This is a genomic window from Pandoraea iniqua, from assembly GCF_902459685.1.
Lineage (GTDB): Bacteria > Pseudomonadota > Gammaproteobacteria > Burkholderiales > Burkholderiaceae > Pandoraea > Pandoraea iniqua.
The window spans coordinates 65,340-83,403 of the sequence record NZ_CABPSF010000012.1 but is presented as its reverse complement, the minus strand read 5'-3'; the positions used below and the strand labels follow the sequence as shown (position 1 = coordinate 83,403).

The following is an 18,064-nucleotide window of genomic DNA, read 5'->3' as shown; positions in this document are numbered from 1 at the left end:
TTGGAGCGCCAGGGCGGGCCGGCATCAAAGCGCCGGAATGGCGCTCGCCGGCTTGTTGTCCTGGAGCTTGGATTGATTCTCCTGCATGGCGTGCGACAAGCGGTCGAGCACACCATTGCGAACTGCATCATAGCCGCGTTTGATAGCCCATTCAAACGAGTAGGCGTCGGCCGAGCCGTGGCTCTTGATGACAAGTGCACGCAACCCGAGCAACGCCGCACCGTTATAACGACGGTGATCGACGCGGTTCTTGAAGCGGGTGAGAATCGGCAGCGCGACGACAGCGATCACTTTGGCCCACCACGTACGGGTGAATTCCTCTCTGATCATGTCGCCGAGCATTTGCGCCAGGCCTTCGGAGGTCTTGAGCGCGACGTTACCGACGAAACCGTCGCAGACCACGATGTCGGTGGTGCCGCGATAGATGTCGTTGCCTTCCACGTTGCCGTAGAAGTTCAGCGTGGAGGCGCGCAACAGCTCGCCTGCCTGCTTGATGACGTCGTTGCCCTTGATAACTTCTTCGCCGATGTTGAGCAGACCAATCGACGGATGGTCCTTGCCATCGACCGCCGCGACGAGCGCGTGGCCCATTTCGGCGAATTGCAGCAGGTGGGTCGGCTCGCAGTCCACGTTGGCGCCCAAATCGAGCATCGTGGTGTAGCCGCCCTTCTGATTGGGCAGCACCGTGGCAATGGCGGGACGCTCGATACCCGGCAACGTCTTGAGCACGTAGCGCGAAACGGCCATCAGCGCACCGGTATTCCCGGCGGACACGCAAGCCTGCGCGCGCGCTTCCTTGACCAGATTCAACGCCACGCGCATCGAAGAGTCTTTCTTCTTGCGAAGCGCGGTCTCGACCGAGTCGTCCATAGCGACGACTTCGGTCGCATTGACGACGGACAGGCGCGGGTGATCCGTCACGCGCAACTTTGCGAGCTGCGCGTTGATGGCGTCCTGCTGCCCGACCAGCACGAGCTCGACATCGTCGGTGGATTGTACGAAGTGAACCGCGGCCGGCACCGTCACCGATGGGCCATGGTCACCGCCCATACAATCGATCGTCAGGGTGACTGTCATGTCGACGTGATTGGCTTGCGGTACAGGTAACAAAAAAAGCGGCAGGATAAGTGCCGCTTTTGCCACATCGGACGATCAAACAGCGCCATGATGGGCGCGTGTCGTCTGTCGGGCCGAATTAGTCGTTCTTGGTCTTGATGACCTTACGACCACGGTAGAAACCGTTCGGCGAAATGTGGTGACGCAGGTGCGTCTCACCCGACGTCGGTTCGACGGCGGTCGACGGTGCGGTCAGGAAATCGTGCGAACGGTGCATGCCGCGCTTCGACGGCGACTTCTTGTTCTGTTGAACGGCCATGATAACTCCTCAAAATATCGCGAAATTTTAACACAGTTCGAGCGCCGCCCTACGGTGTCGGCCTGTCGGCCCGACCTGTGCGACTAACGCAAACTTGTACTTTGGTGAGCCGGAAACCCGGCCGCACTTTACTTTCCGTCCTTGTCCGGCGAGCGCTTGAGCGCTGCCAGCGCCGCGAACGGAGACGGCTTATCCTCTTCTTCGGGCTCGGGTTCCGGTTCGGCTAACCCGTCGCTGCCCGTGGCCAGCGCGTCGTGCACACTCGGACAAACCTCGTGTTTGGGCACAATCGGCAAAGCCAACAACAATTCTTCCTCGACCAGCTCGCGCAGATCGAAATGCTTCGAGCCAACCAGCGCCTCGAGTTCGTCTTCATCGAGCGGACGGGCTTCGGCAGCCGCATCGTCGCGCACGATTTCGAACGTCGTCTCCGAGTCCAGCGGCTCCTGATACGGCGTCAGGCAGCGTTGGCACTCCAGCCACATCGGGCCTTCGACCGACAGCGTCAGAAACTGCGCAACAGTGGGCTTACCATCCGCACGCAACACCTGTTTTTCGCTGCCTTCGGCGCGCCAGTGGAACACGCCTTTCGCACGGGCGGCCTCCGAGACTTCAGGAGGCACTTCGGTTACCATGCGCGGCAATGCCGCAAGTTGCACGTCACCTTCCGCCACCCGGCCGGTACGCGCGAATTCGAACAGATCGACGATATATTCGTTCATCACGCTCATCCTTGCCTTGGCGCATCTGACTGCTTTTCAACGTCCCTTGCCCTCGCAGCGCCTTGATCCGACGCCGTTTTCCGGCGTTCGAACCCTGATCGCGCAGACTGGCGGGACCGAGCGCCAGATTGCAAAAGCCGTGAATTCTAAATAGTTTTTCGTTTCTCGTCAAACACTTAAACCCGATGACCGCACAGCCCCTGCCACCGCTGATCCTGGCCTCCGGATCGCGCTATCGCCGTGAACTGCTTGAGCGCCTGCGCCTGCCGTTCACGGTCGTCGTTCCGAACATCGACGAAACCCCGGCATCCGGCGAAACCCCGCACGACACCTCGCTGCGCCTGTCGCGCGAGAAAGCCCAAGCTGTCGCCGCCCTGCACCCGGACGCCCTCATCATCGGCTCCGATCAGGTGGCCACGTTCGAAGGCCGCCAGATCGGCAAGCCCGGTAACTTCGAGAACGCCATGGCGCAATTGCGCGACATGCGCGGCAAGGTGGTGGAATTTCACTCCGCGCTCTGCCTGCACGATGCCCGCAACGACAGCAGCCAAGCCACAGACGTGGTAACGCGGGTGAAGTTCCGCGACTTGCCCGACGACGTGCTCGCCGCCTATCTCCACGCCGAGACCCCTTATGACTGCGCGGGAAGCGCCAAGTCCGAGGGGCTGGGCATCATGCTGCTCGAAACCATCGAGAACGACGACCCGACCGCCCTCATCGGCCTGCCGATGATCGCGCTCACGACCATGCTGATGCAGGCGGGGGTGTCCATCGTCCCGCAGAGCGCACCGCAGCAAGGCGGCTCGGGAGCCACGGCATGAGCGGCACGCTGTATCTGATTCCGAACACGCTCGGCACCGCGACACGCGGCGGCTTGCCCGCCGTATTGCCTGAAGAGGTCCGCACGGTGACGGCCGGCCTGACGTACTTCGTGGGCGAACAGGCCAAGAGCACGCGCGCCTTCCTAAAACTGGTCGGCGTGAATACGCCGATTCAGGACATCGAGATCCGCGAGTTGAACGTCAACACGCCGGCAGCCGCCATTGACGCCCTGCTGGCGCCGATTCTGGCGGGTGCCGACGGTGGCCTCGTATCGGAAGCGGGCTGCCCGGCGGTGGCCGATCCGGGCGCGCTGCTGGTACGACGCGCCCACGAGAAAGGCGTACGGGTGGTGCCCTTCGTTGGCCCAAGCTCGATTCTGCTGGCCCTGATGGCCAGCGGCCTGAACGGCCAGAGTTTCGCGTTTCACGGCTACCTGCCGACCGATGCGGGCGAGCGCGCCAAGCGGCTGCGCGAGCTCGAACAGCGCTCGCGCAAGGAAAAGCAGACGCAGATTTTTATCGAGACGCCCTACCGCAATAAGGCCATGCTCGATGCGCTGCTGCAAAACTGCGACGCGTCGACGCTGCTGTGCGTGGCCGTCGACGTGACGCAGGACGCCGAGCAGATCGTCGCCCATCGCGTGAAAGGCTGGCCGCAGAACACCGTGGAGCTACACAAGCGCCCGGCGATTTTCCTGTTCCTCGCGCAGTAAAAACAAAAACCCCACGAAAACTTCCGTTCCCGTGGGGTTTTTCTTCGATTTTCACCGGAAACGCCGCCCGCGAGCGGGCCCCCGCCTCGAAAATCCGGTTACTTCAGCGACAGCGACGAACCCATCATCATCGTCTTCATTGCCGCCGTGCCGACCGCCGCACCGAACCGGCGCGCCATGCGCTCCGGCAGGTTTTCCTTGACGGTGTAGTCGACCAGATCGGGCGCTTTCAACACGTCGCGAGCGACCGAATCCACCGTGCCAGTGCCGTCGGCCAGCCCCAGTTCGATGGCGCGCTGGCCCGTCCAGAAGAGACCACTGAACAGGTCCGGATCGTCCTTCAGACGGTCACCACGTCCCTTCTTAACGGCCCCGATGAACTGCTGATGCACCTGCTCAAGCATGTCGAGCGCGTACGTCTTCTGTTGATCGGTCTGGGGCGAGAACGGGTCGAGGAAGCCCTTGTTGCGGCCGGCCGTCAACAAACGCCGCTCGACGCCGAGCTTGTCCATGAGCCCCGTGAAGCCGAAACCGTCCATCAACACGCCGATGGACCCGACGATGCTCGCCTTGTCGACATAGATCTTGTCGGCAGCGGCGGCCACGTAATAGCCGCCCGATGCACAAATTTCCTCGACGACGACGTACAGCGGCTTCTTCGGATATTTCGCACGCAGACGGGCGATATCGTCGTAGATCATGCCGGCCTGCACCGGGCTGCCGCCCGGGCTGTTGATACGCAGGATCACGCCGGCGGCCGAGGAATCGTCGAACGCCGACTCGAGTGCCGAGTTGATCTTTTCGGCACTGGCCTGACTATCCGGGGAAATTTCGCCGCTCAGTGTCACGAGCGCCGTGTGCTTGCCGGAACCGCCAGCGGACGATGTGCTGCTGCTCCCGTCGATATCGAAAATCGACCAGACGACGAGGGCAACGATCGCCAGCATCAGCAGGCGAAAGAAGATTTTCCAGCGACGGGCAGCCCGCTGCTCCTTGATGCCGGCCATCAGCACCTTTTCGAGCATCTCGCGCTCCCACGGCTTCACGTCGCGGGGGTCACGCGGGCTCCCACTGCCTCCCGAAGGGGGACGCCCACCGGGCGGCGGAAAACCGGGTTCGGTGCGGGGCGAGTCGGGCGGCAGGGAGTCGGCCATACGTTATCCAGAAAAGCTTGAGGGAAATGCGGTGGAAGTTCGGCAGTCGTCGAATTCAGGTCGAGTTCAGGTTGCTTCACGCGCTCGATGCAGGCGCATCGGGCACTTGTATATAGGCATCCGGCCACCAGACGACCGTCGTCCCGGCGAGGGCGGCATCCGGCGATACCCCGTCGGCTGCGGTCGGCCGTTCCTCGACCCGTACCGGCTGCAATGCCCCGCCACGGCACGGGCCACCGACACAATGCCCGGTATGGGGCTCGTACGTCGCGCCATGCGTAGCGCACATCAAGTATAAGCCGGACGTCTCGAAGAACTGCCCCTCCGACCAGTCCAGCTCCATGGGCACGTGGGCGCACTGATTGAGGTAGCCGTACACCTGCCCGTCGTAGCGAATCACGAAGGCTGGCGTGCGGTGGCCGCCGACCAGCACTTCGAAACGCACGCCGAGCCCGCCGTCTTCCAGCGCGCTACCGGCACAGATCGATTGGGGGGCGGCGGCTTCGCTCACGGGGTCGATCACGGGGTCGGTCACGGCTTCGCTCACACCCGTTCCAACAGCCACTCGCGCAGTTCCGCCACGCTGCCCGCGCAGAACGCCGGCGCGAGCGCCTCAAGCTGATCGCGCGGATGCGCGCCGCCATAAGCCACCGCCACGCTCGCCGCTCCGGCGCTATGCGCCATCTGCAAGTCGTGCGTGGTGTCGCCGATCATGACGGTGCGGCGCAAATCCTGCCCAAGCTCACGGGTCAGTTCCTGAAGCATGGCCGGATGCGGTTTCGAGAATGTCTCATCCGCGCAACGGGTCGCGTCGAACGTGCGCATCAGGCCTGCCGATTCCAGCGCGCGGTTCAGGCCAACGCGCGACTTACCGGTCGCCACGGCCAGAAATCGACCGCGCGAGCGCAGTTCTTCCAGCAATTCACGGACACCCGGGAACAGCACGGTGGCCTTGTCACCTATCAGATAGTGAAAGCGATAGCGCTCGGAAAGGCGCGGATAGTGTGCAGGATCGAGCGTTGGAACGGCCATTTGCAAGGCGTCACGCAGCCCCAGCCCGATGACATGGCTGGCCAGTTCGTCAGTCGGCACAGGCAACCCAAGGTCGCGGCAGGCCGCCTGAATACAGCGGGTAATGGTGGGCGTCGAATCCATCAACGTCCCGTCCCAGTCGAAAACGACCAGGTCGAACTCAGGGCTTGGCATCGGCGGGAGCGCCTCGAAGTTGATTCAGGAATTGCTCACATTCTGGCGGTAACGCAGCTTCCAGTGCAATCGGCGTATCGAGCACGGGATGCGTGAACTTCAGCCGCCAGGCGTGCAGGAACATGCGCTTGATACCGGGCTTGGCGCCGGGACGGGCGAGGTTTTTGTTCAGCGTGAAGTCGCCGTACTTGTCGTCGCCCACGATCGGGGTGCCGCAGTGTGCCAGATGAACGCGTATCTGATGGGTTCGTCCCGTTTTCAGTTCCGCTTCCAGCAAGGTATAAGGCGGAAACGACTCCATCATGCGAAATACGGTGTGCGATTGCTGGCCGTCTTCCTGCACCCTGACGCGGCGCTCCCCCTCGGACGTGACGTATTTATATAGCGGCGCTTTGACCGCCCGCAGCTTGTCGCGCCATTCGCCGGTGACACAAGCCAGATAACGCTTGTCCATCCGGTTGTGGCGAATCTGCTCGTGCATGCCGACCAGCGCGGCGCGCTTCTTGGCAAGCAGCAGAATGCCCGACGTATCGCGGTCGAGGCGGTGTACCAGTTCGAGAAACTTCAGTTGCGGCATGGCCCGGCGCAATTGCTCGATCACACCGAACGACACGCCGCTGCCACCGTGCACGGCCACGCCGGCCGGCTTATTGATGGCCAGCAGGTAATCGTCTTCGAACAATACGGGGAATGTGGCGGCGGGAACGTGAGTCTGGGGTTCGTTGGAACCGGCAGCCACGCGAACCGGGGGAATTCGGATGATATCGCCCAGGACAAGTCGATAGGCTGCGTCTACTCTCCCTTTGTTTACGCGGACTTCGCCGCTGCGAAGAATCCGATAAACGTGACTTTTCGGTACCCCTTTGCACTCACGCAGGAGGAAATTATCGATCCGCTGACCGGCCGAGCCGTCATCGACTTCGACCAACCGCACCTGTGGTGCGGGTGCCGGCGCAACCATTTTGTGCCGACTTTTGCCTAACTCATTCATTATGAATATAATTTGTCCGACAGAGGTGGCGGTAGCGGGAATCGTGCCAAATCCACACCTCTGCTGGTGCATACCCCAAAACGGTATTTTACTTGCACCCCGGGCAGGCTGCTCGTCCGGTGACCCTGGAGCAGCGAGCGCACGCACGTCACGCAGCGTCGGCAGGAAGTCTGGCCCATAGGCCGCTTCGGTCGCAGCGCGCATGACGCGGATAGAGTTGGTGGTTATAGAATTTTTTGGCGGTCAGACTGGAGTCCATTCTTTCAGGCTGATCGCTTTGTGAATATCGTTCGCGCAAAAGTCGAGATTGAGGCGCCGCCACAATAAGAATAAGTGTCGGCAGGCGCCCCGAGAAAATGCTGATGAAGTTTCTCGTGTTACGGACTGCAAACCCGAAGTAATCCGCGCTGTGCCGGCGTTATATGGCACTTCGGCGGTTCCGGGCGAGCGCGTTAGCGTATTCGCAGGCGCCTTTGCGTCCGTGGGCCTCATCGCCCGGACCTCCCCGGCAATTCTTCCACCTCCGGCTCGAACCTCGCGTGTTGGATAACTCGAGTGATACGTGCCCGACGCTCTGCGCATTCGCATTAGCGGCGGGTGGGAGTCGTTTTCATGAAACGCATGTTGTTCAACGCCACGCAGCAGGAAGAACTGCGCGTGGCCATTGTCGATGGGCAAAAACTCATCGACATCGATATCGAGACGGCCGGACGCGAACAGCGTAAAGGCAACATCTACAAGGGTGTCATCACCCGTATCGAACCCTCCCTCGAAGCCTGCTTCGTCAACTACGGCGAAGGCCGCCACGGCTTCCTGCCGTTCAAGGAAGTCGCCCGCGCGTACTTCCGCGACGGCGCCGATGTGCGCAATGCGCGCATTCAGGATGCCCTGTCCGAAGGTCAGGAACTCATCGTTCAGGTGGAAAAGGAAGAGCGCGGTAACAAGGGCGCAGCCCTGACCACGTTCATCTCGCTGGCCGGCCGTTACCTCGTGCTGATGCCGAACAACCCCCGTGGTGGTGGCGTGTCGCGCCGCATCGAGGGTGAAGATCGTCAGGAACTGCGCGAAACGATGGGGCAGCTCGAACTGCCCGAAGGCATGAGCATCATCGCCCGCACGGCCGGTATCGGCCGCTCGGCCGAAGAGCTCCAGTGGGACCTGAACTACCTGCTGCAACTGTGGCACGCCGTCGAAGGCGCCGCCAACAACATCGAACTGCCGCGCGACTCGGCGCTGATCTATCTCGAATCGAGCTTGGTCATCCGCGCCATCCGTGACTATTTCCAACCGGATATCGGTGAAATTCTCATCGATACGGAAGAAATTTCCGAACAGGCCCGCAACTTCATGCAGGTGGTCATGCCCGACCATCTCAATCGCGTGAAGCAGTACCGCGACGACGTGCCCCTGTTCTCGCGTTTCCAGATCGAACACCAGATCGAAACGGCTTACTCGCGTCAGGTGCCGCTGCCCTCGGGCGGCGCCATCGTGATCGACCACACCGAAGCACTGGTGTCGATCGACGTGAACTCGGCACGCGCCACCAAGGGTGCGGACATCGAAGAGACCGCCCTGCGCACCAATCTGGAAGCTGCCGACGAAGTCGCGCGCCAGTTGCGTCTGCGTGACCTCGGCGGCCTGATCGTGATCGACTTCATCGACATGGAGTCGGCCAAGAGCCAGCGTGAAGTCGAACAACGTGTGAAGGATGCGCTCAAGCACGACCGTGCGCGCGTCCAGATGGGCAAGATCTCGCGTTTCGGCCTGATGGAACTCTCGCGTCAGCGCCTGCGCCCGTCGCTCTCAGAAGGCACGCACGTGACCTGCCCGCGTTGCAATGGCACCGGCCACATCCGCGATGCCGAATCGTCGGCACTGCAAGTCCTGCGCATCATTCAGGAAGAAGCGATGAAGGAGCACACGGCAGCGATTCACTGCCAGGTGCCTGTCGAAGTCGCCGCTTTCCTGCTCAATGAAAAGCGTCAGGAAATCAACAAGATCGAAGCGCGCTTCAAGGTTGGCGTGCTGCTGATCCCGAACAAGCACCTCGAGACGCCGCATTACAAGCTGGAGCGCCTGCGCTTCGACGACCCGCGTCTGGACGCGCCCAAGGCCAGCTACGCGCTCGCCGAGGAAGCCGCCCGCGCATCGGAAGACGATCCGGCCGGTTACAGCAAGAAGAAGGAAGACGTGCGTCCGCGTCAGGAAGCCGCCGTCAAGGGCATCACGCCCGAGCAGCCGGCCCCGGCAGCGCAACCGCGTCCGGAACCGGTCGCCGCAGCCCCTGCCCCGGCAGCCCCGGTGCGTAGCGGTGGTTTCATCGGTTTCGTGAAGCGTCTGCTGGGCCTCGAGCCTGCCGCGCCGGCACCGGTCAAGGACGAAGCCCCGGCCAAGCCGGCAGCACGTCCGCCGCGCGAGCGTCATGATCGTCCGCATCAGCAAAACCGTAATCGCCGTGGCAACGCCCGCGACGAGAACAAGACGGGTAAGGACAACGCGGGCCAGCCGGCACGCGAAGGCCGCGCTGCGCGTCCGGAACGTGCCGAGCGCACGGATCGTAACGAGCAACGTGCCGATCGTAATGACCGTAACGAGCGCAATGATCGCAACGAACGCGGCGACCGTACGGAGCGCAATGAGCGCACCGAACGTAATGACCGCAATGAGCGTGGCGATCGTAACGAACGCACCGACCGTCAGGAAGGCCGCGACAAGCGCGAGCGCGACGACGCACAACGTCAACCGGCGCAGGAAGTGCGCGCCGAAGACGGTCGCGAACCGCGCGAAGGCCGCGAGCGTGGCAATCGCCGCGATCGCAACCGCCGTCAGACCGAAGGCGCCGAGGGTCAACAAGCTGCTGCTCCGCAACGCGCGGCGCAAGTGGCTGCCCCGTTGAGCGCTGGTGAAGACGCCGAGTACGATCAGCACGACCGTCTGGCCGCCCAAGGCGCGCAAGCCGAAGGCGCCCAAGGCGTGGCTGGTGACGAAAGTGAACAGGCGAACGAAGAGCGTCGCCGCAGCCGCCGTCGTGGCCGTCGTGGTGGCCGTCGCGAGCGCGAAGCCGGTGAGCAGCAACTGCATGCCGAAGGCGAGCAAGGCGAAGGCGTGGAAAGCACGGAAAGTGCAGCATCGGAATACGCTGCGGCACCGGCCGTGACGGAAGCGCGCGCTGAGCACGTAGCGCCGCAAGCTGTCGCACCGGCCGTCGTGGCCGCTGCTGCCACCGCGGCTACCGTTGCGACTGCTCAGGTTCACGCTGAACCTGCTCATGCAACGGCTCAAGCACCGACCCAAACGTTCCAACCGGTTGAAACCACGCCCGCCGTCGCAACGCCGACGCTGGAGCAGGTGCAAACCCAAGCGGCCCCGGTTGCAGCTCAAGTCGCTCCCGCAGCGCCGGCAGTTGCCGTCGCAACGGTGACTGAAGCCGCCCCGGTGGCAACGCCGGAAGTGCCGGTGCAGGTCGTCACGGAACCGGTCGCACCGGTGAACGTTGCGCCGCTGCCCGCCGTGGAAGTTGCCGCGCCGATCGTTCCGCCGGTGAGCACGCCGCTGCCGGCAGCAACGCCGGCCCCGGCACAGCCGACGGTACCGGCTGAAGCCCTGACCGAAATCGCCGCAACGGCTGCCAGCGCCAGCGCTCCGGTGGAACCGGCGCCGGTGCAAGCGGCACCGGTCGAAACCGCCAAGCCGGTGGAAGTCGCCACGCAAGCGCCTGCCTACGTGGCACCGGCCGTCCCGGCACAACCGGAAGCGGCCGCTGCGGTCACGGAAGTCGTGACGCAGAAGCCCGTGTCGGTCAGCGTGACGCCGGTCGTCGAGCAAGGCGCGTTGGAAAGCACGCTCCAGAGCGTGGGTCTGGTCTGGGTCCACACCGATGCCGACAAGCATCGCGCAGCCAAGGAAGCGGCAGCGCAAGCCGCTCCGGCACCGCGCGTGCAGCGTCAGCGCCGTGCACCTGCACCGGTCAACACCGGCCCGATGGAGCAAGTGGAAACGCAGACGTCATCGGATCACATTGCCTGAGAGGGCGACATGTTGCCCTGACAAAGTCGATGCAGCCTCAGGCAACTGAGGCAGCACCGGTCAACGTCAGGCAACTGCCGTGACGCCAAAAAGGGGGCTTCGGCCCCCTTTTTCATTGGATGCGCCCATAAGAGACGCACAAGCGTGCACACAAGCGCCCAAGAGCACCCAAGAGCGCCCACAAGCGCAAAGACATAACGTGGCAGCGACTCATGCGAATATCGGGACGCCCTCGTGTTGTCCCGACTTGTGCGTGCGACGCACTGCCCGTATCGTGATGCCTGACACTGGCTTGATGTCCCGCATCGAACTGGTTGCTGCCCGACTCCCGGCGCGACGGTAATTCCGTCCAAAAATCCCGGTTTCGGCGGCGAACATGCCAATTCGCTAGAATGGAGACGCAAGCCAAGGCCCCACCATGACCGAAACGATTATCCGACTCACCGATCTGCGCACCGACGCGCGATATGCGACGCATACGCCGCAGATCCCCGCGCAAGTGCGCGCAGCCACCGGCCATCTTCAGGATGCGCTGGCCAGGCCGCTGCACGATCTGCGGATTTCGGTGACCGATCGGTGCAACTTCCGCTGTGTGTATTGCATGCCGAAGGACGTGTTCGACAAGGACTACACCTTCCTGCCGCAATCCTCCCTGCTTTCCTTCGAAGAAATCGAGCGCGCTGCACGCCTGTTCGTCGAACATGGTGTCGAGAAGCTGCGCCTGACGGGCGGTGAGCCGCTGCTGCGCAAGCATCTGGAGCGTCTCATCGAGATGCTCGCCCGCCTGCGCACGCCCTCGGGCAAACCGCTCGACATCACGCTCACGACCAACGGCTCGTTGCTCAAGCGCCGGGCCCAGTCGCTCAAGGACGCTGGTCTCACGCGCGTGACGGTCAGTCTGGACAGTCTGGACGACACGATCTTCCGCCAGATGAACGACGTCGACTTCCCGGTCGCGAACGTGCTCGAAGGCATTGCCGAAGCCCAGCACGTCGGGTTGGGACCGGTGAAGGTCAACATGGTCGTCAAACGCGGCACCAACGACGGCGATATCGTCCCCATGGCGCGCCATTTCCACGGCAGCGGCGTCGTATTGCGCTTTATCGAATACATGGACGTGGGCACGTCGAACGGCTGGCGCATGGATGAAGTGCTGCCGTCGGCCGAGGTCATTGCCCGCCTGAACGACGCCTTACCGGTCGAACCCCTCGAAGCGAACTATCCCGGCGAAACGGCCCAACGTTGGCAATACCGCGACGGTGGCGGTGAAGTCGGCGTCATTTCGTCGGTCACGCGCGCGTTTTGCGGCACTTGTTCGCGTGCGCGGCTGTCTACGGAAGGCAAGTTGTACCTGTGCCTGTTCGCAAGTTCGGGTTACGACCTGCGCACGCTGTTGCGCAACGGCGCGAGCGACGCGCAGATTTCGACCGCTATCGGCGATATCTGGCACGGTCGCACCGACCGCTACTCGGCCTTGCGCACGGCCGCGACGGGCTTGCCCGAAGATGCGCCGCCGAAAGTGGAAATGTCCTATATCGGCGGATGATCACCGGCAGCGGGTGGGGTGCCCCTAACGCTCAGATGGCATCGAAGGCTCCCGACATCACGGGACACGTCGATACGCCACGATAGCCACGAGATACCCCTGGACACCCCTAGACACCACGCCACGCTGCCCGAATCCGAATTCCTGAACTCAACTCATGATTGCTGCTGCCCCGGACGCTAGTTGCGCCCGAGACTCTTTCGCTTTGCCTGAACGTGTGGGCGCAACGTCGCGCCGTACGACGGCACACCCAACGACGCGCCCACGCCGCCTTCGTCTGCGCGCGGTGGCCATCGGGCTCGCCACGCTGGCGATGCTTTGCGCGGCATGGATGCCGTCGCTGGCCCATGCCGACTGCGACCCGTCGGAGCGTGAGATCGCGAACCACCTCATCACCTATAGCGGTCAACTCGGCGAGCGCAACCCGCTGCGGCTCGTGCTGCGTACGTCGTCGGGCGGCAAGCTCGAAGGCCGTTATGCGAACGCCTCGTCGCAGAGCGACACCGTACTCACCGGCAAGCTCGAGAACAAGTCGCGCCTGCACCTGACGGAATTCGACGCGGGCGGCATGCCGCGCGCCACGTTCGAGGGCGAATTCGCCTCGCACGACGACATCAACCGCCAGCGCGGCGGCGCCTCGGGCAGCTGCGAAGTGATCTCCGGCCAATGGAAAGATCTGCGCAACGGCCGTACGGTGCCGTTCGAGCTGGCGATGTCGAATATCCAGACCGGCAAGATCGATCACCTGTACGGCGCCGCCGGTGCCAACGACGACGAAACGATCAATCGCGCGGCGGGCATGTTCCGCAAGGGCGTGCTCGACGATCGCCGCGATGTCGTGGCGCAGTCGATTCGCTATCCCGTGCGTGTGTCGCTGCGCGGCAAGACGCTGATTCTGCGCAATCCGAAGTCACTGCTGGCGCGTTACAACGAAATCTTCACCGACAGCTATGTGCGCGCCATCGGCGCCGCCGTACCGCGTCTGATGTTTGCGCGCGACCAAGGCGTGATGCTCGGCGACGGCGCCGTCTGGTTCGACGCCACCGGACGCGTCATCGCGCTCAACCGCTCATAACGGAAATCTCATGCCCAACCCGCCCATTGCCCGCGACGCCATTACCGGCCTGATCCTCGCGGGCGGGCGTGGGCAGCGCATGGGAGGACGGGACAAAGGGCTGCAACTTTTCGAAGGACGGCCGCTGGCCGCGCATGTGCTCGCGCGGTTACAACCGCAAGTGAGCACGCTGCTGATCAGCGCCAATCGGAATCACGCGGCGTATGCGGCGCTGGGGGCCGACGTCATCTCCGACGAGACGCAGGATTTCGCAGGGCCGCTGGCCGGCATGCTCGCCGGGCTGCGCGCCGCCAACACCGAGTACGTTCTGACGGCACCTTGCGATTCGCCGTTGTTGCCCGAGGATCTGGCGGCACGCCTTGCCACAGCGCTCGTTGCTCCCGACGCCCTAGCCTCTTCACCGATCCCCCTTGCGGCCTACGCCGTCACCTCGGAAGGCCCACATCCGGTTTTCGCGTTATTGCATCGCTCGCTGACCGACGATCTGGCCGCGACCCTGGCCGCCGGCGAGCACCGCGTGAGAGCGTGGCTGGCACGCCACAAGGCCGTACAAGTTCACTTCGGCGACGAGCGTCCGTTTTACAATGTGAACACGCTTGACGAGCTCCATACCGATACGCCGCGCGCCCCCCGGGATTCCGGGCACTGACTCACGGGCACAGATGCGGCCCCGACCCGCCGCCATCGCCCGATGTCCGATGACGACGCCACACCGATGACAACACTAGACGAAGCCCTGGCCGGCTTGCCGGCGTACGACCCTGACGACATGACAGTCGAGTTGGCGCGCACGATCATTGCGCGCACCGCACAGCCCGTCGCCGCTATCGAACAAATTGCCGTACGCAGCGCACTGGGTCGCGTGCTCGGCCGCGATGTCATCTCGCCGCTCGACGTTCCCGCTTTCGAAAATGCCGCCATGGATGGCTACGCCTTCGCCGGCACCGCGCTGGCCGCGGGCGGTAAGGTGCGCTTGCGCGTCGCGGGACGCTCGTTTGCCGGACGCCCGTTCGACGGTGTCGCCGGCTCGGGCGAATGCGTGCGCATCATGACGGGTGCGCTGCTGCCCGCCGGTTGCGACACCGTCATCCCTCAGGAACAGGTGCAACGCGAAGGCGACACCGAAATCGTGACCTTCGCGGCCGATGCCGTGACGCCGGGCCGCCATGTGCGCCATATCGGCGAAGATCTCGCCACCGGCCAGCCGGCATTGCTCGCAGGCAAGCGCCTGCGCCCAGCCGCGCTCGGCTTGCTCGCCTCGCTCGGCATCGCCGAAGTGCCGGTGCGCCGACGCATTCGCGTCGCGTTCTTCTCGACGGGCGACGAACTGCGCTCGGTCGGCGAACCGCTCGTACCGGGCAATCTCTACGACAGCAATCGCTACACGCTGTACGGCATGCTCCAGCGTCTTGGCGTCGAAATTCTCGATCTCGGCGTGGTGCGAGACGATCCGCAAGCCATCGAAGACACCCTGCGCACGGCGTGCCGCGAGGCCGATGCGGTGATTACCTCGGGTGGCGTGTCCGTCGGCGAGGCCGACTACACGCGTGAAATGATGACGCGTTTGGGCAATGTCGTTTTCTGGAAGATGGCCATGCGCCCGGGCCGCCCGTTTGCGTTTGGCGAACTGGAAAGCGACGGGCATCGTGCCCTGCTCTTCGGCCTGCCGGGCAACCCCGCCGCCGTGATGGCATCGTTCTACCATCTGGTGCGCGACGGCCTTTTCGTACTGATGGGCGCCGAGCCGCAGGCTACGCCGCGCCTGCCCGTGCCGACGACAACCGCGATCGCCAAGCGGCCCGGTCGTACCGAATTCCTGCGCGGCATTCTGGCCGCCGATGCGCAAGGCCGCTGGCAGGTCACGGTGGCCGACGCGCAAAGCGCCGGCATCCTGCGCACGATGAGCGAAGCCAACTGCTTCGTGACGTTGGACACCGCTCGCGGCAACGTCGCAGCGGGCGAACTGGTCGACGTCATCGTGTTCGACGGGCTGGTCTAGGGTCGACGCCGGCGCGATTTTCAAAAGACAACACACCGAAATACCCGCAGGCTGCACTTCGACAGCCTGCTTTACACAACAAACCTGCAAACACACACGCGCAATGACTATCCGCAAACAGATCACTTACATCAGTCCCGGTCAGACGGCCAAAGCGCTGGTACTGGTCTACCTCACCTTCAGTATTCCGCTGGTGCTGCTCGCCTTTTTGGCGGCGTTCCTCCGCTACGGCGATCTGCCGGGCCTCGCGTTCATCTCCGCGCTGATTCTGAACGCCATCCTCGGCTTCGTGCTGCTCTGGATCGCCTGCCACGCCTACAACTGGGTGGCCGAGCGTTTCGGTGGCATCGAGATCGCGCTCGGCGACGTGCCCGACGACGAGGACGAGTGACGTCCTTCGCACACCTCCTGAACATTCCGACTGACGAGATTCCCACTATGTCCTTGAACTTGCGTGCGGCCGCCCCGAACGACGTCGATGCCATTCACGGCTTGATGCGGGAACTGGCTGTCTTCGAGAAGCTGCTCGATATTTTCGAGGCGACGCCGGCGAGCGTGCATGACGCCCTGTTCGGCGCAACGCCGGCGGCGGAATGTCTGATGGCGGAGTGGGATGGCAAGCCGGTCGGCTATGCGCTGTTCTTCCACAACTTCTCGACGTTTCTCGGACGCCGTGGTCTGTATCTGGAAGATGTCTACGTGCAGCCGACGATGCGCGGCAAAGGTGTCGGACAAGCCTTGCTTCGACGTCTGGCCAGCATCGCTGTGCAGCGCGGCTGTGGGCGCTTCGAGTGGACGGTGCTCGACTGGAATCAGCCGGCGATTGATTTCTATACCGCGCAGGGCGCAACGGTACTGCCGGAGTGGCGTGTCGTTCGTATGGCTGGCGACTCGCTTGCGCAGTTTGCCGAAGGCGACGCCTGACGCGCCTCCGGTCCGGGGCTTACACGCTTATTCGCGGGTAAGCCCCGACAAACTCACTCCTCGTCGGCGCCGATCTCTACGCCCAGCAACTGCGTCGCCTCCTCACCCGGCAGTGCTTCGACAGTTTTGAGCTTGCGCGCCATCTGACGCGTCCGCACTTCCGCCTGATCGATCGAGCGCGTGACCGTTTCCAGTTGCGACTTGGTCCGGGCCAGCACATCGCCAAACTTGGTGAACTCGGTCTTCACCGCGCCCAACACCTGCCAGACTTCGCTTGAGCGACGCTCGATGGCCAGCGTGCGGAAGCCCATCTGCAAGCTATTGAGCAACGCCGTCAGCGTGGTCGGCCCGGCGACCGTCACGCGATACTCGCGCTGGAGCAGATCCGACAATCCCGGGCGGCGCAGCACTTCTGCGTAGAGCCCTTCGGTCGGTAAGAACAGCAACGCGAAGTCCGTCGTGTGAGGCGGTGCCAGATACTTCTCGGCAATGGTCTTGGCTTCCAGACGAATACGCGTCTCCAGCGCCTTGGACGCCTCTTCCACCGCCACCGGATCTGCCCGTTCCTGCGCATCGAGCAGACGCTCGTAATCCTCGCGCGGAAACTTGGCGTCGATCGGCAGATACACCGGCGTGCCGCTGTCGCCGTTCTGGCCCGGCAGTGCGATGGCGAATTCCACCCGCTCGCTGCTGCCCGGTTTCGTCGCCACGTTCTTGGCAAACTGATCGGCCGTCAGCAACTGTTCGAGCAACGCCTGCAACTGTACTTCGCCCCAGATACCGCGCGTCTTCACGTTCGTCAGCACACGCTTGAGATCGCCCACACCGGCCGCGAGCGTCTGCATCTCGCCGAGTCCGCGATGCACTTGCTCCAGCCGGTCCGACACCAGCTTGAACGACTCGCCAAGCCGTTGCTCCAGCGTCGCATGCAGCTTCTCGTCCACCGTACGGCGCATCTCTTCGAGCTTCGTCGAATTGTTGACCTCGATGTCCTTGAGCTTTTGTTCGAGCGTCGCCCGCACTTCGCCAAGACGCCGCTCGTTACCCTCGGCCAGTTGGGTCAGTTGCTGATGCTGTGCCTCGCCAAAGCGACGCAGCGCCGATGTCTGTTCTTCGCGCATCTGCTGACCGTTGAGCACAAGGCTCTGGCGCACCGCATCGAGTTGGGCCGCGTTGGATTCGGTCAGCTTCGCCAACTGCTGCGCAAAGCCGTCGATCTGATTGTTCTGCACCGTCGCCACGCTCGTCATCTGCGCGGCAAGCGTCTGCTGAAACTGCGCCATCTGGGCACTCTGCTCGCCTCGCCCGGCACGCGCAGTCTCCGCAAATTCCTGACGCAGGCCGCGCTCACTACGCTCGGCCGCCCGCAGAATATCGTCGCGCACGTTCGTGAGCGAATCGACGAGCGTCGCGCGCAGATCGGCGTCGCCATTGCGTTGCCACACCTTCACGGCAATCGCGATCATCACCAGCAAATTCAGCGCCGCCAGCGCTACCAGCACCATCTCCACA

The 18,064-nt window shown here is 63.4% G+C and carries 17 protein-coding genes; 9 read left to right on the top strand and 8 right to left on the bottom strand.

Annotated elements, in window-relative coordinates:
- Positions 1-24: 24 nt before the first annotated feature.
- From plsX to PIN31009_RS26955, 3 genes are all read right to left on the bottom strand, one after another.
- Positions 25-1,077 carry a phosphate acyltransferase PlsX gene (gene plsX / locus PIN31009_RS26965; protein ID WP_150686356.1) on the bottom strand — a complete coding sequence of 351 codons (1,053 nt, stop codon included), beginning with the start codon at positions 1,075-1,077 and terminating at the stop codon, positions 25-27.
- Between the two features lie 118 nt (positions 1,078-1,195).
- Positions 1,196-1,375 (bottom strand): 50S ribosomal protein L32, encoded by a 180-nt coding sequence (gene rpmF, locus PIN31009_RS26960; protein ID WP_023594409.1) that lies wholly within the window; start codon positions 1,373-1,375, stop codon positions 1,196-1,198.
- 128 nt (positions 1,376-1,503) lie between these two features.
- The gene (locus PIN31009_RS26955) at positions 1,504-2,106 is read right to left on the bottom strand and encodes a YceD family protein (protein ID WP_150686355.1); all 603 of its coding nucleotides are present in this window, start codon (positions 2,104-2,106) and stop codon (positions 1,504-1,506) included.
- A 176-nt stretch (positions 2,107-2,282) separates the two neighbouring features.
- Between PIN31009_RS26955 and PIN31009_RS26950 the strand changes: the two genes are divergently transcribed.
- Both PIN31009_RS26950 and PIN31009_RS26945 read left to right on the top strand, forming a co-directional pair.
- A complete protein-coding gene (locus tag PIN31009_RS26950; RefSeq protein WP_150792091.1) occupies positions 2,283-2,918 on the top strand; it encodes a Maf family nucleotide pyrophosphatase in 636 nt (211 codons plus the stop codon).
- A complete protein-coding gene (locus tag PIN31009_RS26945; RefSeq protein ID WP_150686353.1) occupies positions 2,915-3,631 on the top strand; it encodes an SAM-dependent methyltransferase in 717 nt (238 codons plus the stop codon). The genes PIN31009_RS26950 and PIN31009_RS26945 overlap by 4 nt, the downstream gene beginning before the upstream one ends.
- Positions 3,632-3,729: 98 nt before the next feature.
- On the opposite strand, the gene PIN31009_RS26940 is transcribed toward PIN31009_RS26945, so the two are convergent.
- The 4 genes from PIN31009_RS26940 to PIN31009_RS26925 form a co-directional block, all read right to left on the bottom strand.
- Complete coding sequence (locus tag PIN31009_RS26940; RefSeq protein WP_150792090.1) at positions 3,730-4,785, bottom strand: S49 family peptidase; 1,056 nt, start codon at positions 4,783-4,785, stop codon at positions 3,730-3,732.
- Positions 4,786-4,861: 76 nt separating this feature from the next.
- Positions 4,862-5,296 carry a Rieske (2Fe-2S) protein gene (locus PIN31009_RS26935; RefSeq protein WP_150792113.1) on the bottom strand — a complete coding sequence of 145 codons (435 nt, stop codon included), beginning with the start codon at positions 5,294-5,296 and terminating at the stop codon, positions 4,862-4,864.
- A 32-nt stretch (positions 5,297-5,328) separates the two neighbouring features.
- Complete coding sequence (locus PIN31009_RS26930) at positions 5,329-5,991, bottom strand: HAD-IA family hydrolase (RefSeq protein ID WP_058375956.1); 663 nt, start codon at positions 5,989-5,991, stop codon at positions 5,329-5,331.
- Entirely contained in the window at positions 5,978-6,982 is a 1,005-nt protein-coding gene (locus PIN31009_RS26925; RefSeq protein ID WP_150686351.1) for an RluA family pseudouridine synthase, read from the bottom strand. The genes PIN31009_RS26930 and PIN31009_RS26925 overlap by 14 nt, the downstream gene beginning before the upstream one ends.
- A gap of 612 nt (positions 6,983-7,594) precedes the next feature.
- Here PIN31009_RS26925 and PIN31009_RS26920 point away from each other — a divergent pair.
- The 7 genes from PIN31009_RS26920 to PIN31009_RS26890 all read left to right on the top strand — a co-directional run bounded on the left by PIN31009_RS26920 (position 7,595) and on the right by PIN31009_RS26890 (position 16,552).
- Positions 7,595-11,008: an Rne/Rng family ribonuclease gene (locus tag PIN31009_RS26920; protein WP_150792089.1), complete on the top strand. Its 3,414-nt coding sequence runs from the start codon at positions 7,595-7,597 to the stop codon at positions 11,006-11,008.
- 418 nt (positions 11,009-11,426) lie between these two features.
- On the top strand, positions 11,427-12,554 hold the full coding sequence (gene moaA / locus PIN31009_RS26915) for a GTP 3',8-cyclase MoaA (protein ID WP_150792088.1): 1,128 nt from the start codon (positions 11,427-11,429) through the stop codon (positions 12,552-12,554).
- 205 nt (positions 12,555-12,759) lie between these two features.
- Complete coding sequence (locus PIN31009_RS26910; protein ID WP_150792087.1) at positions 12,760-13,629, top strand: hypothetical protein; 870 nt, start codon at positions 12,760-12,762, stop codon at positions 13,627-13,629.
- 10 nt (positions 13,630-13,639) lie between these two features.
- Entirely contained in the window at positions 13,640-14,278 is a 639-nt protein-coding gene (gene mobA / locus PIN31009_RS26905; protein WP_150792086.1) for a molybdenum cofactor guanylyltransferase MobA, read from the top strand.
- 66 nt (positions 14,279-14,344) lie between these two features.
- Positions 14,345-15,628: a molybdopterin molybdotransferase MoeA gene (gene moeA, locus PIN31009_RS26900; RefSeq protein WP_150792085.1), complete on the top strand. Its 1,284-nt coding sequence runs from the start codon at positions 14,345-14,347 to the stop codon at positions 15,626-15,628.
- Positions 15,629-15,737: 109 nt separating this feature from the next.
- On the top strand, positions 15,738-16,019 hold the full coding sequence (locus tag PIN31009_RS26895; RefSeq protein ID WP_174996262.1) for a hypothetical protein: 282 nt from the start codon (positions 15,738-15,740) through the stop codon (positions 16,017-16,019).
- A 47-nt stretch (positions 16,020-16,066) separates the two neighbouring features.
- Positions 16,067-16,552: a GNAT family N-acetyltransferase gene (locus PIN31009_RS26890; protein WP_150792084.1), complete on the top strand. Its 486-nt coding sequence runs from the start codon at positions 16,067-16,069 to the stop codon at positions 16,550-16,552.
- A gap of 53 nt (positions 16,553-16,605) precedes the next feature.
- Here PIN31009_RS26890 and PIN31009_RS26885 read toward each other — a convergent pair whose 3' ends face one another.
- Positions 16,606-18,063, bottom strand: coding sequence for a DNA recombination protein RmuC (locus tag PIN31009_RS26885; protein ID WP_150792083.1), 1,458 nt, complete (start codon positions 18,061-18,063; stop codon positions 16,606-16,608).
- Position 18,064 lies beyond the last annotated feature (1 nt).